We start from the raw sequence: 14399 nt of genomic DNA, 5'->3' as shown, positions 1-14399 counted from the left end.
CACCTCCCCTCTTGGCGAAACCGGCATGAACCATAATATGAGCACCAGAACATTTGTGAACACGACACGCTTACCGACTGAAATCTGCCCTATGCGGCAAAGAATGTGCGGTCTATCGTGTTCCTCTTTGCCAGCCATGAGCGATTACGAGGATTGAATGGACAAGACCAAGGCGCTTGAGGGCGCACTCAGCCAGATCGAGCGCGCATTCGGCAAAGGGTCCATCATGCGCATGGGCCAGCGTCCGAAAGAGCAGGCCGACGTTATTTCAACCGGTTCTCTGGGACTTGATATCGCCCTTGGCATTGGTGGCATGCCACGTGGGCGTATCGTCGAAATCTATGGCCCGGAAAGCTCCGGCAAGACGACCCTAGCCCTGCATGTTCTGGCAGAAGCCCAGAAAAAGGGAGGCACTGTCGCTTTCATCGATGCTGAGCACGCGCTTGATCCCGGTTATGCCCGCAAGCTTGGCGTCAACATTGATGAGCTTCTTCTGAGCCAGCCGGATGCAGGTGAGCAGGCCCTTGAAATCTGCGATACGCTGGTCCGTTCCGGCGCTGTAGACGTTCTCGTTGTTGACTCTGTGGCCGCTCTGGTTCCGCGTGCGGAACTGGAAGGAGATATGGGCGACAGTCACGTTGGTCTGCATGCCCGTCTCATGAGCCAGGCCCTGCGTAAGCTGACCGGAACAGTGGCGCGCTCGAATACGCTTGTCATTTTCCTCAATCAGATCCGCATGAAAATTGGCGTGATGTTCGGCAACCCGGAAACAACGACGGGCGGCAATGCGCTGAAATTCTACTCTTCCATCCGACTTGATATTCGCCGTATCGGGTCCATCAAGGACAAGGATGAAGTCGTCGGCAACCAGACGCGCGTAAAGGTCGTCAAGAACAAGATGGCGCCTCCGTTCCGTCAGGTTGAATTCGACATCATGTATGGCGAAGGCATCAGCAAGATGGGCGAACTGCTTGATCTCGGTGTGAAAGCCAACATCGTCGAGAAATCCGGCGCCTGGTTCTCCTTCGACAGCCAGCGCATTGGACAGGGCCGTGAAAACGCCAAGCAGTTCCTCCGGGAACACCCGGAGATGTCTGGTGAAATTGAACGCCGTATCCGTGCGGATGCAGGTGTCGTGGCTGACGCCCTGATGGTGGGCCCAGACGCGGCAGATGACACCTCTGAAGACTGAACTTCTTAAAGAAAGGGGCTCTCTCAAGAGCCTCTTTTTTCGTTAAGCGCGCAAAACTCCTGCAGAACTCTCCAAACCGTATTCCCTCGGGTTTTCACTAAAAATTATCAAACCACCTCGTCCTGAGGATTTTACCTGATACAGAGCCGTATCACTGGCTTTGAAAAGAGTGCTGATCTCTTTCAGCCGGGACGAAGATATCGCTCCACCAATACTCAGACCGATCTGAAAGACCCTGCCTCGATAATGAACGGGTTCTTCAAGACTGGCATGAATTCGTGCACCGATCTGTTCCAAAGCCAGTTTATTAGAGGTTTTGCGTGCCAGAAGGGCGAATTCATCGCCTCCCAATCTGGCAATACATTCTGTTGGAAGGCGCACAGATTCCAGGCGCGCTGCGATTGCCTTAAGAACAAAATCCCCTGCATCATGCCCAAAAGCGTCATTGATCTGCTTGAAGTAATCAACATCCAGAAGCAGCAAACCGACTTCTTCTCCTCTGCTCCTTTTCCTCAGCATAAGAGCGGAATGTTTCTTGAACATTCGTCTGTTAGGAAGCCCCGTCAGGGCATCATTTTCGGAAGCAATACGCAGTTTCCGTTCAGCCTCTCTCTGGCGCGTTACGTCTCTGGAGAGGCAGAGAATAGCCATAATCGCGCCATCTGCTCCCATCACAGGCGTTAAAATATTATCCCAATAGACAGTTTTCTGGCCCGGGAGTTCGCTCCGGCCAGAAAATGATGCTTTGAATCCTTGTCTTGCTCGAGAAAGCGCACGTCGCCCACGGGCTCGAATATCCTGCGGAAGCAACTCAAGCCATTTCATGCCAAACGTGGTCTTGCCATGCTCCAAGCCTAAAGCCTCACAACCCGATCTGTTCATACGCAGAAGGGTTCCATCGCAGGACAGAAGCTTGATGCAGTCCACACTGGCGTCGAGCATCAGAGTAAGCCTGTCCAGATCCTGCCGGAGTTGCAGGTCGTGTTCGTGCGAAGAGTTTTTCTTCATAAAATCTTCCCATGCCTCCTCTAGGACATGACGAAGCTTTATTTTGAAAAAAGGTCAATAAGAGGACAATGCCCCTCAATAAGAATCAACGATAACTTATAATTTTTAAGTATTATTTTATGATATATTAACGAACTACATTGCTTATAGAACTCTTGAGGGAGGCATAATTATGCCTCCCCCAAGCCTGATTACCCCATCATTCAGCGACAGCTTTTCGTCCGCCACGCAGGCGCTCCCAGAGATGAGCACCCTTGATAATGACTTTTGCAATTGCTGGCGTTGTCGTCGGACGCAGCAGGCGCGGATCGTAACCAGCAAAACGACGATCATTCTCATCAAGGCAGAGCTGCATCAGCTCAGGAACCTTGATGTCGATATTCGTCATATCCTTGGCGCCAGTTACAGTGAAATTGTTGTCCTGCGTATGCTCCTCGCCATTGTCGTCAATGGAACGGGCTAGTCCCATGCGCTCGTAGGCTAGGAAGATCCAGACGCCAATGACGCGCAGTTCGAACCATGGACGCTTCCAGAACGGCATAGTCGCACGGTGCCAGGCCAGCCAGTTGGCAAAGAGTAGAATGTGACGGCACTCTTCCTGCATGACAGGCTCGAACGTCTCAATCAGTTCCATCGGGAACAGACCAGCGCGCTCAGCCAAGGCAAATAGGCCGAATGCGAAAAAACTATCCACGCATTCTGAGAAACCGGTCACGAGATAGGCCCATTCCGTGTCCTTGGGCTCCACATAAGGAGGCTCGGGCGCCATCGGAATCTTGTAGGCTTCGACCAGTTTGCTCAGAACTTCCTTATGCCGGTTTTCTTCCCAGGCATTGCGGGACAAGGCGTCCTTCATGTCCGGGTCATCAATCATCGCAGCATAGGCTGCCATCCGCAGACGGGCCTTACCCTCGGTCTGTACCGCAATGTCCCAGATCGGCAGGGACGTAATGCGATGCAGCGTCTCCGGGTCCAGTTCCGGCCAGTCGATGACGGATGGTTTGTATGGATTGAACGTGTCGCGGAACATCTGCGCGACAGCCTTCTTGTGCTCTTCCGTTCCCGGCTTGAGAGGTCCCTTGATCGGGCTACTCCAGTGACGCGCTTCATAATCGACGCGTTCAAGGGTCTTCTCCGACGGTGCGTCGGGAAGATGGGAATAGATGTCAGCCAGGCTTTTCATGATATTTTCGCGGCGTGCCCTGCGACACGCCGTGCCCCTTGGAGCTTGTCGTTTTACTTCAGGTCGGTCGCGGAGTGGATGATACGGTTCACTAGACCGTATTCAATCGCTTCCTTTGCGGACATCCAGTAGTTGCGGTCCGTATCCTTGGCGACCTTTTCATAGGTCTGTCCGGTTTCCTTGGCGAAAATCCGGTTCAGACGCTCGCGCATCTTGATGATCTCGCGGGCCTCAATGTCGATATCCGTTGCCGGACCACGCACACCACCCATCGGCTGATGAAGAAGGAAGCGTGTATTCGGCAGGCAAACGCGACGTTCCGGACGGCCCGCTGCATAGATCAGCGCACCGGCGGAGGCGACCCAGCCCGTGCCGATCATGTTGATAGGCGCAATCGAATCCACAAAGCGGATCATGTCATGGATCGTGTCACCACTTTCCACATGGCCACCAGGAGAGTTCACATAGACGTCGATCGGCTTGTCGGACGACCCAGCAAGCGCCAGCAGGCGCCCCGTGACGTCACGCGCGATCTTGTCGTTGATCCCACCAAAGATCAGAACCTTGCGCTGGTCGAACAGGCGGCTTTCGAGTTCGCTGATCGGGCTGTTCAGCGTCTTGTTGTCGTCTTCCGGGGCCTCTGGGGCATCGGGCTCGTCATCCAGACGGGTAAGGGTCATTCTGGTGATGTCCATGTCGTTTCCAGATCCATCGTGCGTCTTCATCCCCCTATCCTGCGCTTCGTTTGCCTTCATGCCAAGTCCGGGAAAGACGAAGTCTCGCCATCCCGATCACGAACGGCTAGTCTCCGCCCTGTTCAGAGATTTGGCGAAGGCAGGAACGGCACAGTGGGTTCAGGGAACATGACGCATCCCGGGAAAGTGGTAACGCGCAGAAATACGGGAAAGATCCCGTTCATGCTGCTGCTGGCCACACCCCTCTTTACCGCCTGCCAGCATCAGGACGCCGTCGATGTTCCGGCTGGATGGTGGCATAGCTTTGAGGGGGGCGAGATCGCCAAACTGCGTCCGCCTCCGCCGGGACAGAACCTGCCATACCCGCATGTTGGTCGTACCCCGGCCCAAAATCCGGAAATGCCATCCCCTGAGGCGCGCGTTAACCTGACAATGCAGCTGGAAGCCCAGCGCAATCTGGCCCAGCGCGAGAGCGCGGCTCAGGGCACACTTCCCACCATACCGCCACCGCCGCCGAAAACCGTACCGTCGGCCGTTAACCCGACCGGGACTGAACCGGAAGAGCAGAACAATCTGACCATGACGTCAGTAGGACAGCCAGCGGACACAACACCTCCTGTCAATGCGGCTCCGGGAACTCCTGCGCCTGTCACCAAGCCTGCCTCCCCATCAAAAACGCCACAGCCAGCCGCGCCAGAAGCCGAACTTCCGCCAGTGGTTGCTGCCTCAATTCCGCCAACACCGCCAGGAGAGTTCCCGCAGATCGGTGCGCTTCCGCCGCCACCGCCACAATTCCCAGGTTTTGATCTTCCCCGAGATGCCAATCTGACTGGCCCTCTCCGCCCGGACATCGATACCTCCACCCCGGAAGGCACGCTGATCCGCTTTCAACCTTCGACAGATCACGTCGTAGGGGACCCTTCGAGCGACTATCAGCGAATCATTTCCCAACGCGGGGATCAGAAAATTACGATTCTTGGCTTTGGTGCGGCCATGAGTGCGGACGCAGGTCTGTCTACGGCCGATCAGGGTCGTGAAATTGCACTCGGACTTTTGCGCGCCCGCGCAGTCGCCAATGCGCTTATCCAGCGAGGCGTCCCGGCTTCGGCCATTGTCCTGCGCGCCGAGGCCATCGGCAACGGTGTTCGCGTCAGGAATGGCGGCTGATCAGGTCAGAAAGGAACATGTCTTAAAGGACTGTTCCCCTTACAGAAAAACCTGTCTATCGTGCCTCCTCCCGTAATCTTCTTACCCTGAGCTGGTCATGACCGAAGAGTTCCACCGCATCCGCCGCCTGCCGCCCTATGTGTTCGCTGAAGTGAACAAGGCCAAGGCTGCCGCGCGAGCGGCCGGTGAGGACATCATTGACCTTGGAATGGGCAACCCGGACAGTGCTCCGCCGGCTCATGTCGTGCAAAAGCTTGTCGAAACTGTCGGTGATCCGCGCGCTCATGGCTATTCTGTCAGTCGTGGCATTCCCGGTCTACGTCGCGCCATGGCAAACTACTATGAGCGCCGCTTCAACGTTTCTGTCGATCCGGAAACGGAAGTCATCGCAACGCTGGGGTCCAAGGAAGGCCTTGCCAATCTGGCAGCTGCCATCACCAGCCCAGGTGATACGATCCTCGTGCCGAACCCGTCCTACCCCATCCATCAGTTCGGGTTCATCATCGCGGGCGCGTCCGTCCGCTCCATTCCGGCAACACCGGATGAGGATATGCTGCGTGCGCTGGACCGCGCCGTACGCCACTCCGTTCCGAAGCCGACCGCGCTGATCGTCAACTTTCCGTCCAACCCGACGGCTTTTGTTGCCAATCTCGATTTCTACAAGGAAATCGTGGCTTTCGCGCGCCGGGAAAATATCTGGATCCTGTCAGACCTTGCCTATAGCGAGATCTACTTCAATGCGGATGAGCCGCCGCCATCCCTGCTGGCGGTGCCAGGCGCGAAGGATGTGGCCGTGGAGTTCACCTCCATGTCCAAGACGTATTCCATGGCGGGCTGGCGCATGGGTTTTGCCGTTGGCAACCCGAAGCTGATTCAGGCCCTGACGCGTATCAAGTCCTATCTGGATTATGGTGCTTTCACGCCGATCCAGGTGGCCTCGGTCGCGGCTCTGAATGGCCCACAGGATTACGTGTCCGACATCCGCGCCATGTATAAGGATCGCCGGGACGTTTTGCTGCGCGGCCTGAGCGCTGCTGGCTGGGACGTTCCTACCCCCGCCGGATCCATGTTCGCATGGGCCCCTATTCCCCCCGCTTTCGCTGACATGGGGAGCGTGGAATTTTCCAAGCTCCTGCTGAAAGAAGCTGGCGTGGCCGTCGCACCCGGCCTCGGCTTTGGCGAATATGGCGAAGGGTTCGTCCGGATCGGACTTGTCGAAAATACTCAGCGGCTGCGTCAGGCGACGCGGGCCATCAAGAGCTTCATGAGCCGGCACGGTGCCGGTGCATCGACCGCTGATCTTCTTGGAGCTGCATCATCGTGAAACCACTGCGGATCGGACTGGCCGGACTAGGGACTGTCGGTGTCGGCGTCATTCGTCTTCTTCAGAAGAATGCCGAAACGATTACGGCCCGGGCCGGTCGGCCGATCGAAGTGGTCGCGATCACGGCGCGCAGCCGGGACAAAGACCGTGGCGTCGATCTGTCTGGCATGCGCTGGCATGACAAAGCCGTGTCCGTCGCACAGGACCCCGAGATCGACGTTGTTGTTGAACTGATCGGCGGTTCCGAAGGCCCGGCACGCGACATGGTGGAAACGGCTCTGACACGTGGTGTGCCTGTCGTGACGGCCAACAAGGCACTCGTTGCACTGCATGGCTCGGAACTGACGCGTCTCTCTGCCGAAAATGCTGCGCCGCTGTTCTTTGAGGCTGCGGTCGCTGGCGGAATCCCGGCCATCAAGCTCGTCCGCGAAGGACTAGCAGCTGATCGTCTGGATAGCGTGGGTGGCATCCTGAATGGCACCTGCAACTACATCCTCACGGAAATGCGCACGACCGGGCGCGATTTCGGGGACGTCCTGACAGAAGCACAGGCCAAGGGATACGCAGAAGCAGAGCCTTCCACGGATGTTGATGGTTGGGACACGGCTCACAAACTGGCCATTCTTGCCGGGATTGCCTTCCAGCCCATCGTTTTCGACACCCTCCCCGTCCACGGTATCCGAGATGTGACAGCCTCGGACCTGACGTTCGCCAATGAACTGGGATACCGTATCAAACTGCTCGGTATGGCTCGCGCCACCGGGGATAATGGGATCGAAGCGTGGGTCCGTCCCTGCCTCGTCCCTGCCAAGGCAGCCATTGCCGCCGTGGAAGGGGTCTTCAATGCCGTCACCACACAGGGGCCGTTCAGCGGTCCCATCACAATTTCCGGCCGTGGCGCTGGCGAAGGCCCAACGGCAAGTGCCGTGGTTGCGGACCTGATCGACCTGGCCCGCGGGGCAACTCTCCCGGTCTGGGGCGTCAAAAGTGCTCCGGCACCTGTGTCCTGCACAAGTCTCGGGGAATTGAAGAGCGCATTCTATATCCGTCTGGATGTGGAAGATCGTTCTGGTGTCATGGCCGATCTGACATCCGTTCTCCGTGACCATGATGTTTCCGTGCATTTCGTCTCGCAACATGACGCTGCGGCGGGACGAGCACATCTGGCCCTGGTGACTCATCAGGCCCCAGAAAAGGCTATTTCTGCAGCTATAACAGCACTTTCCGCGCTCCCAGTCGTTAATGGGGCTCCTTTAGTGCTCAAGATCGAGGATTCTCTCCAGTGATCGATCCCACAAGTGTTCTTCCTTACCGCGTTACCGACCGCAACCTGGCGCTGGAGCTTGTCCGCGTCACGGAAGCGGCCGCCATTGCCTCTGACCGCTGGACAGGCCGTGGCCTGAAGAACGACGCCGATGGGGCGGCCGTTCAGGCCATGCGCGCCGCCTTTGATACGGTTGCCATTGATGGCGTCGTCACCATTGGTGAAGGCGAAATGGACGAAGCACCGATGCTCTACATCGGTGAAAAGGTCGGCTCCGGCGGCCCAGCCATGGACATCGCGGTCGATCCGCTTGAGGGCACGAACCTCTGCGCCAAGAGCCTGCCGAATGCCATTACGGTGGTTGCTCTCGCCGAGCGCGGCAAGTTCCTGCATGCCCCAGACATCTACATGGAAAAGATCGTCGTCGGACCGGATCTGCCGGAGGATGTCGTCAATCTGGACTCTTCCATCGAAGAGAACCTGCGCAACCTTGCGAAGGCCAAGAACCGCGACGTCTCGGACCTAGTTCTCTGTACTCTTGACCGTGAGCGCCACGAAGAACTGATTGCCCGCGCCCGTCAGGCCGGTGCCCGCGTTCAGCTTCTGAGCGATGGTGACGTTGCTGCAGCAATCGCAACCTGTATCGATGGTGGCGGTGTGGATCTTTATGCTGGTTCAGGCGGTGCGCCCGAAGGCGTTCTGGCAGCCGCAGCAATCCGTTGCATGAATGGCCAGATGCAGGGCCGCCTGCTGTTTGAAGACGATGCACAGCGTGAACGCGCCCGTGAAATGGCCGATGGCAAAGATCCGACGCGCCTTCTTGGTTTGCACGACATGGCAGCCGGTCACGTTTTGTTTAGCGCTACAGGCGTTACCACCGGCTCCCTGCTGAAGGGTGTCGAGCGTCTCGGTCCGACGCGCGCAAAGACGCATTCGATTGTCATGCGTTCAAAATCAGGCACAGTTCGCTATATTGAGAGCCATCACGACTTCAGCCTGAAGACAAATCGACCATCCTGAATGGAGTAGCATGTTAGAAGACGATACGGGCCTGGTCCTCGGAGTATCCCGCAGCGCAGGCAACCGTCGGTGGATCTGGCGTGATCCACGTCTGGCAGAGGCAGATAACCGCCTCGCCCTCGGTCTGGCCCAGCGTGCAGCCATTCCGGAACTTCTGGCCCGTATCCTGACAGCCCGTGGCGTTTCCGCCACGGAAGCTGCTTCTTTTCTGGACCCACGCCTCCGCGATCTCATGCCCGATCCATCCTGCCTGCAGGATATGGATGCTGCCGCATCCAGATTGGCCGAAGCTGTTCGCAACCATGAGCATGTGGGCCTTTTCGGCGACTATGACGTCGATGGGGCCTGCGGGACTGCACTGGTCTGCGATACGCTTCGTGAAATGGGTTGCACAGTCAGCACGCATATTCCCGATCGGATGACCGAGGGTTACGGCCCCAATACAACCGCTCTGGAAAAGCTTGTCGCTGACGGTGCGACCCTTCTGGTCTGCATCGACTGTGGAACAGCAGCCATCGACATTCTGAACGGCTTCCATGGTCAGACCGACGTTATTGTTCTGGACCATCACAAGCCAGATGGTTCCATTCTTCCCAAAGGTCTTGTTGTAAACCCCAACCGACTGGATTGCACCTCCGGTCTGGGATCAATCTGCGCCACCGCAGTCGCGTTTCTGACAATGGTCGCCACAGTGCGCCTCCTCCGTCAGGAAGGCTGGTTCACGGACGGACGTCAGCCGCCTGACCTTCTCAAACGCCTCGACCTCGCAGCCCTCGCCACCATCTGTGACGTGATGCCTCTGACCGGCCTGAACCGTGCTCTGGTCATGCAGGGACTGCGCGTCATGGGCCGTGGGGAACGGCTCGGTCTGGCAACCCTGTCTTCCGTCGCGGGCGTCAAGGAGGAAGCCAGTGCCATGGCCTGCGGTTTTGCACTTGGCCCACGGATCAACGCGGGTGGCCGGATTGCAAAAGCCAATCTGGGTCTGCGTCTTCTTTTATCTGACGACGTCATTGAAGCCCGAGCGCTGGCGGATGAGCTCGACAGCGTCAATCGTCAGCGCCAATCAGTTGAAGCCGGTATTCTGGCGCAGGCCATGGAGCGGGCCGAGCAGCAAATAGAAAACGGACACGCCGTTATCTTCCTGCATGGGGAAGCATGGCATCCCGGCGTTGTAGGGATTGTCGCTGGACGTTTGAAGGAACGCTTTAATCGCCCTGCCCTTGTGGGGGCTTATACAGATGGCATCATTAAAGGCTCTGCCCGCTCCGTACCGGGCCTCGATATTGGAAATGCCATCATTACGGCACGGCAATCCGGTCTGCTGGTCACAGGTGGCGGTCATGCCATGGCAGCAGGCTTTTCCCTGACAAGCGACAATGCTCCAGCATTCCATGACTTTCTGGATACCACTCTCTCCGAAGCACACGCGCTCCCTGTACAGGAAGCGCTGCGCATCGACGGTGTTCTAACCCTGCGCGGTGCTTCGCTTGAAGTTGCCTCCCAGCTTGAGCGACTGGCTCCTTTTGGACCAGGTAACGAGGAGCCCGTTCTGGCGATCAGCAATGTACGATGCGTCAAAAGCGATCGGATCGGCAAAGACGGCAATACGCTGCGTCTGATGTTCCAGGGTGAGGACGGAGGGACCCGACTGAAGGCGCTCGTCTTCCGTGCAGGAGACAAACCCTTCGTGCCACTTCTGGAAGATCGAGCAATGCCGCTTCTGCATCTGGCGGGACATTTGAGGGTCGAAACCTGGCAGGAAAGAAAAAATCTAACTTTTTTCATTTCTGACGTTTCAGCCGCTTGACGAGGGTCCGGAACCCCCTTATACACCCGCTCACGCCTCCAGTCCCGTTCGTCTAGAGGCCTAGGACACCGCCCTTTCACGGCGGCAACACGGGTTCGAATCCCGTACGGGACACCAAGGTATTCAGCTAAAAACTGAGTTCCTCATACAGAATGAGCAGCTCATTCTGACCACTTCAGTGCGAGTGCTATCTGCTGTTAAGTGTGTAAATGGGCTGAGTTCAAGCTTTCAACAATCTCACCTCAATATACCGGGATTGACTGTCGGATCAGTCTACACTGTGTCCATGATAGATCGTTCCTACGCCTGAGGCACCACGCCAGTGGCCCGTATGTCCTCGAGAAATACTTCAAAACAATAGATTATACGCAAGGATGCGTTGCCCTGCCCAGAACAGACCGATAGCGGCAATCACAAGCGAGCCAGGTATCGCAATACGGCTTCTGAACCATGGGCGCTTTCTGAACCAGCCCACCGCCAATGTCGCAAGCAGGATGATAAAAAGCTGTCCTGCATCGACACCCAGATTGAACCCCAGAAGAGCACCAATAAAATCACGCTTGGGGAAAGGCACCTCGCTTAGACTGCTGGCAAAACCAAAGCCATGAATCAGCCCGAACGCAAAAACCACCAAAAGCCGCATTATGCCCAACCGGGGCCTGAAGACATTTTCCAACCCAATAAATGAAATAGACAGCGCAATCGCAGGTTCTACAAAACGACTGGGAAGCTCGAAAATCCCATAGGTCGAAAGAAACAATGTTGTCGCGTGCGCAACGGTAAAGACCGTGGTTTGTGAAAGCAGTTTCCGCCGACTGATCCCAAGGAAGAAAAGCCCGAGAACGAAAAGGATATGATCTGTTCCTTCAGGAACAATGTGCTTGAAGCCCAGCTTGAGATAGATCGGAATCTGTTGCCACCACGCCAACGTATCTGGATCAAAACTGGCAGGTTGATCAGCGTGATGAGTAGGAAGTTTGCCACGATACTCGAAGGACAGACTTTCATGTTGTCCCGCATCCATCCACCGGGTCTGTGTAAAATGTCGCTCAGGAAGTTGGAGCGTGTATGCAACAGGGTAATCGATCTGAGCGCCCAGCGGTATCCGAAGCTGTAAAGCTTCCCCCTCCGGAGGCAGCGCAACATCAAACTGGAAATGCGCAGGCTTGTCTGCTGCGAGATCCATGTATTCTGCTTGGCTTTTCTGAGAGAAACTGTACTTTACGAACGAGAGGTGTAACGGTTTCGATCCTGCAAAAAGCGGCAGAACACGGGTAATAAGAGCAGCGACATGCTGCACTTCTGCCGTATGTTGCGGCCCTTTTCCGGTTGCCAAGGCATAATAACGAGCGGGATCACCAAGCAGAACCGTCAGATCCATATCGATCATGACGGTGGCCGCATCAGGTCGATCCAATGACACCAGAACTCTCGTTATGGATTCAGGGTCAGCCTCAGCAACAGAGGCCAACCCGAAAAGGGTCACAATGAGCAAGCCGCAAAGAACAGTCCTGAAAAACCGTCCCAGGCTGCGAACCTTCCTCATACCTTACCAGACCGTCGGCATCGTCTGCCCCGTCTGAAGAAGCACAAGCCCGCTGGGATTACCTGGATAGGGAACAACCAGCCGCCATGTGAAGGGACTGCATGTAATCATGGATATCAGAAGTCTCCGCGGATATCCCGGCGTTCCAATCCATTCCAGAGTATCCGCTTTGGCATAGACATTTTCCATGCTGGCCGCAGCGTCCGGAATGGACCGGCTCGTCATCAGACCTGCAATTTCCAACTGCATTTCCGCCAGAACCTTGCCGTGAGACACCATCACGATGCCTCCTTTGAGTTCGGCAATGCGATTGACGGCTAGCGCCATGGCTTCGTCACTCGTCCCCATGACGGTGATATTATGCAGATCATGAGAAACAGATGTGGCAATCGCACTGTCTGGCGTCTTTGGGCCATTGCCCGTCCAGAACATCTTTCCCAGACGTCCCTGCCCCATGTAGCGATCCACAGTCGCGACTTTGATGATGTCATGGGCAATATCGCGCTGAACAACGCCGTTCACAACGGATAAAGTCGCGGTCTTCTGCACGGGGTCAGTATAAAACGGTGCCTGGATGGCGGCTGTGACCTGTGTTGTCCTGCCTTGAGGAGCAAGGATTTCAAAATCCTTTGCCGTCAACTTCCTGCCAATATGAATGGTATCAGAGGCCCAGGACGGCCATGTGATTTTCGGAACAGGAAGAAGATACTTCCCATCCTGAGCCGCCAGCTTTCCATTTGCAAAAACATATTTGATTTTAACATCTGGCACAGACGACAGAAGAACCACATCCGCATAACGACCCGGCGTGATTGATCCTACAATCTGGTCCATATGGCCGTGCTGCGCCGGATATAAGCTCGCCATGGCATAAGCGGCTTCTACCGGAGCACCCATCTTGATAGCCAGCCGGATATGATAGTTCATCGTCCCCTGCTTCAGGGTATCCGCAACATTCCGATCATCCGTGACAAGGGAAACATTGCTCCAGCTTTTCAGTCCCTTACTAACGAAATAGGGGATAGCCCGCTCAATATTATCATCCCGCAATTGCAGGAACAAACCGTGCTGAAGCTTGTTCCATGCTTCCTGCGGCAAACGGGTTTCATGATCGCTGGACAGACCCGCGCCCGCAAAAGCGTTGATCGTATCCATATCCCACAAACCGGCACCGTGACCGTCGATCACCCCACGATTATCAAACGTCGCCTGAATGTTCTCCCAAATACGCTGATGCCCGGGGTGTGCAGGGTTGGATACCGCAGGCCAGTCCATGACCTCATCCAACCCCTGAACTCGTGGGTTGTTGCGAATATTGTCCGCAATTTCCTGATAGGCGTAACTGCCCCCACCCTGTTCAAAAGCGGAAGGCGGCGTAGCCGATCCCAAAGCAGGAAAGATTTTCAGTGGGCTTCCGAGCCGTTCAGGCGTTAGCCAGAACTCCACGTTATGCACGCCGCTTACATTGGCAAATTCATGTGAGCCTTCTGTCGTCCAGGTATTTCCAAGCGGAATGACAAGAGCCGCCTCCCATTCCGGGGACAACATTGAGCTTTCGATGTGCTTATGGGACTCTCCAAAGCCCGGTACTGCCGGAAGGCCCTTGGCATCAAACACCGAAGACGCATGGCCCTTCCACTGCCCGGCTGGACCAACCCATGCAATGCGTTTGCGGGCGATAACAATATCCTGCCCGTCTTCCCAACTCAGAGTATAGACATTCAGTACCCGAGCATTGTGAATCACAAGATCGGCCGGTTCCCGTCCCAGCGCAACAGCTACAAGGGTCTGCCGCGTTTTGACTTCATCGCTGAAGACAATCGGATGCAGCACATGGCTTGCCGTAGGCACATCGGAAGCTACTCCCGAGGCCATCGCGCCCGCCTCCATAAAACTCCCGATGCAGAAGCAGGACAGGGCGATTATGGAACGACGCCACAGAGACAGGACGATAGGCATTTTGATGATCCAGTCACTCAAAAAAGTGCCGGAGTGTAGGCTTACTAATAACGTATTCGCAATATTTCCGGAGATGTTTTTAATCGAACACTCTGAAGCAGAATATATCCTACTCCGTACGGTCTCCATCCGTTTCCTACGTCTCTGAGCTTTTCGTCGGATACACAAACACATGAAACACGCTGTGGATTGCAGGGATCTTCAAAGGGCTCTAAAAACAACAATGAGAGT

At 55.9% G+C, this 14399-nt stretch carries 11 protein-coding genes and 1 tRNA gene; 7 read left to right on the top strand and 5 right to left on the bottom strand.

Annotated features, from left to right (window positions below; translation table 11 throughout):
* Positions 1–157: 157 nt before the first annotated feature.
* Complete coding sequence (recA, locus tag J4P41_RS00265; RefSeq protein ID WP_010500791.1) at positions 158–1192, top strand: recombinase RecA; 1035 nt, start codon at positions 158–160, stop codon at positions 1190–1192.
* A 42-nt stretch (positions 1193–1234) separates the two neighbouring features.
* Here recA and J4P41_RS00260 read toward each other — a convergent pair whose 3' ends face one another.
* The 3 genes from J4P41_RS00260 to J4P41_RS00250 form a co-directional block, all read right to left on the bottom strand.
* Entirely contained in the window at positions 1235–2200 is a 966-nt protein-coding gene (locus tag J4P41_RS00260; RefSeq protein ID WP_426065704.1) for a diguanylate cyclase domain-containing protein, read from the bottom strand.
* A 199-nt stretch (positions 2201–2399) separates the two neighbouring features.
* Positions 2400–3383 carry a hypothetical protein gene (locus J4P41_RS00255; protein WP_010500788.1) on the bottom strand — a complete coding sequence of 328 codons (984 nt, stop codon included), beginning with the start codon at positions 3381–3383 and terminating at the stop codon, positions 2400–2402.
* Between the two features lie 53 nt (positions 3384–3436).
* On the bottom strand, positions 3437–4078 hold the full coding sequence (locus J4P41_RS00250; RefSeq protein WP_026017357.1) for an ATP-dependent Clp protease proteolytic subunit: 642 nt from the start codon (positions 4076–4078) through the stop codon (positions 3437–3439).
* A gap of 18 nt (positions 4079–4096) precedes the next feature.
* Between J4P41_RS00250 and J4P41_RS00245 the strand changes: the two genes are divergently transcribed.
* The 6 genes from J4P41_RS00245 (at position 4097) to J4P41_RS00220 (ending at position 10780) form a co-directional block, all read left to right on the top strand.
* On the top strand, positions 4097–5245 hold the full coding sequence (locus J4P41_RS00245) for a hypothetical protein (RefSeq protein ID WP_327791927.1): 1149 nt from the start codon (positions 4097–4099) through the stop codon (positions 5243–5245).
* A gap of 97 nt (positions 5246–5342) precedes the next feature.
* Positions 5343–6569 (top strand): LL-diaminopimelate aminotransferase, encoded by a 1227-nt coding sequence (locus tag J4P41_RS00240; protein WP_426065703.1) that lies wholly within the window; start codon positions 5343–5345, stop codon positions 6567–6569.
* Positions 6566–7855, top strand: coding sequence for a homoserine dehydrogenase (locus tag J4P41_RS00235; protein ID WP_426065702.1), 1290 nt, complete (start codon positions 6566–6568; stop codon positions 7853–7855). Before J4P41_RS00240 ends, J4P41_RS00235 begins: the two co-directional genes overlap by 4 nt.
* Positions 7852–8853, top strand: a complete 1002-nt coding sequence (glpX, locus tag J4P41_RS00230; RefSeq protein ID WP_062014957.1) for a class II fructose-bisphosphatase — start codon at positions 7852–7854, stop codon at positions 8851–8853. The genes J4P41_RS00235 and glpX overlap by 4 nt, the downstream gene beginning before the upstream one ends.
* A 10-nt stretch (positions 8854–8863) precedes the next feature.
* The gene (recJ, locus tag J4P41_RS00225) at positions 8864–10663 is read left to right on the top strand and encodes a single-stranded-DNA-specific exonuclease RecJ (protein ID WP_426065701.1); all 1800 of its coding nucleotides are present in this window, start codon (positions 8864–8866) and stop codon (positions 10661–10663) included.
* Between the two features lie 41 nt (positions 10664–10704).
* Positions 10705–10780, top strand: a tRNA-Glu gene (locus J4P41_RS00220).
* Between the two features lie 232 nt (positions 10781–11012).
* Here J4P41_RS00220 and J4P41_RS00215 read toward each other — a convergent pair.
* Together J4P41_RS00215 and J4P41_RS00210 are read right to left on the bottom strand one after the other, a co-directional pair.
* Positions 11013–12149 carry a HupE/UreJ family protein gene (locus J4P41_RS00215; protein ID WP_426065902.1) on the bottom strand — a complete coding sequence of 379 codons (1137 nt, stop codon included), beginning with the start codon at positions 12147–12149 and terminating at the stop codon, positions 11013–11015.
* Positions 12150–12212: 63 nt separating this feature from the next.
* Positions 12213–14168, bottom strand: coding sequence for an adenine deaminase (locus J4P41_RS00210; RefSeq protein ID WP_426065700.1), 1956 nt, complete (start codon positions 14166–14168; stop codon positions 12213–12215).
* Positions 14169–14399: the final 231 nt, after the last annotated feature.

The organism is Gluconobacter sp. NFX36, assembly GCF_049887835.1.
GTDB classification, from domain to species: domain Bacteria; phylum Pseudomonadota; class Alphaproteobacteria; order Acetobacterales; family Acetobacteraceae; genus Gluconobacter; species Gluconobacter japonicus_A.
The sequence above is the reverse complement of the archived record's forward strand: the minus strand, read 5'-3'. Positions and strand labels throughout refer to the sequence as shown.

What these genes read in the sequence shown, in the direction of transcription:
- recA (WP_010500791.1), top strand. Translation starts at nt 158, where the DNA reads ATGGACAAGACCAAGGCGCTTGAGGGCGCACTCAGCCAGATCGAGCGC.
- J4P41_RS00260 (WP_426065704.1), bottom strand. Translation starts at nt 2,200, where the DNA reads ATGAAGAAAAACTCTTCGCACGAACACGACCTGCAACTCCGGCAGGAT.
- J4P41_RS00255 (WP_010500788.1), bottom strand. Translation starts at nt 3,383, where the DNA reads ATGAAAAGCCTGGCTGACATCTATTCCCATCTTCCCGACGCACCGTCG.
- J4P41_RS00250 (WP_026017357.1), bottom strand. Translation starts at nt 4,078, where the DNA reads ATGGACATCACCAGAATGACCCTTACCCGTCTGGATGACGAGCCCGAT.
- J4P41_RS00240 (WP_426065703.1), top strand. Translation starts at nt 5,343, where the DNA reads ATGACCGAAGAGTTCCACCGCATCCGCCGCCTGCCGCCCTATGTGTTC.
- recJ (WP_426065701.1), top strand. Translation starts at nt 8,864, where the DNA reads ATGTTAGAAGACGATACGGGCCTGGTCCTCGGAGTATCCCGCAGCGCA.
- J4P41_RS00210 (WP_426065700.1), bottom strand. Translation starts at nt 14,168, where the DNA reads ATGCCTATCGTCCTGTCTCTGTGGCGTCGTTCCATAATCGCCCTGTCC.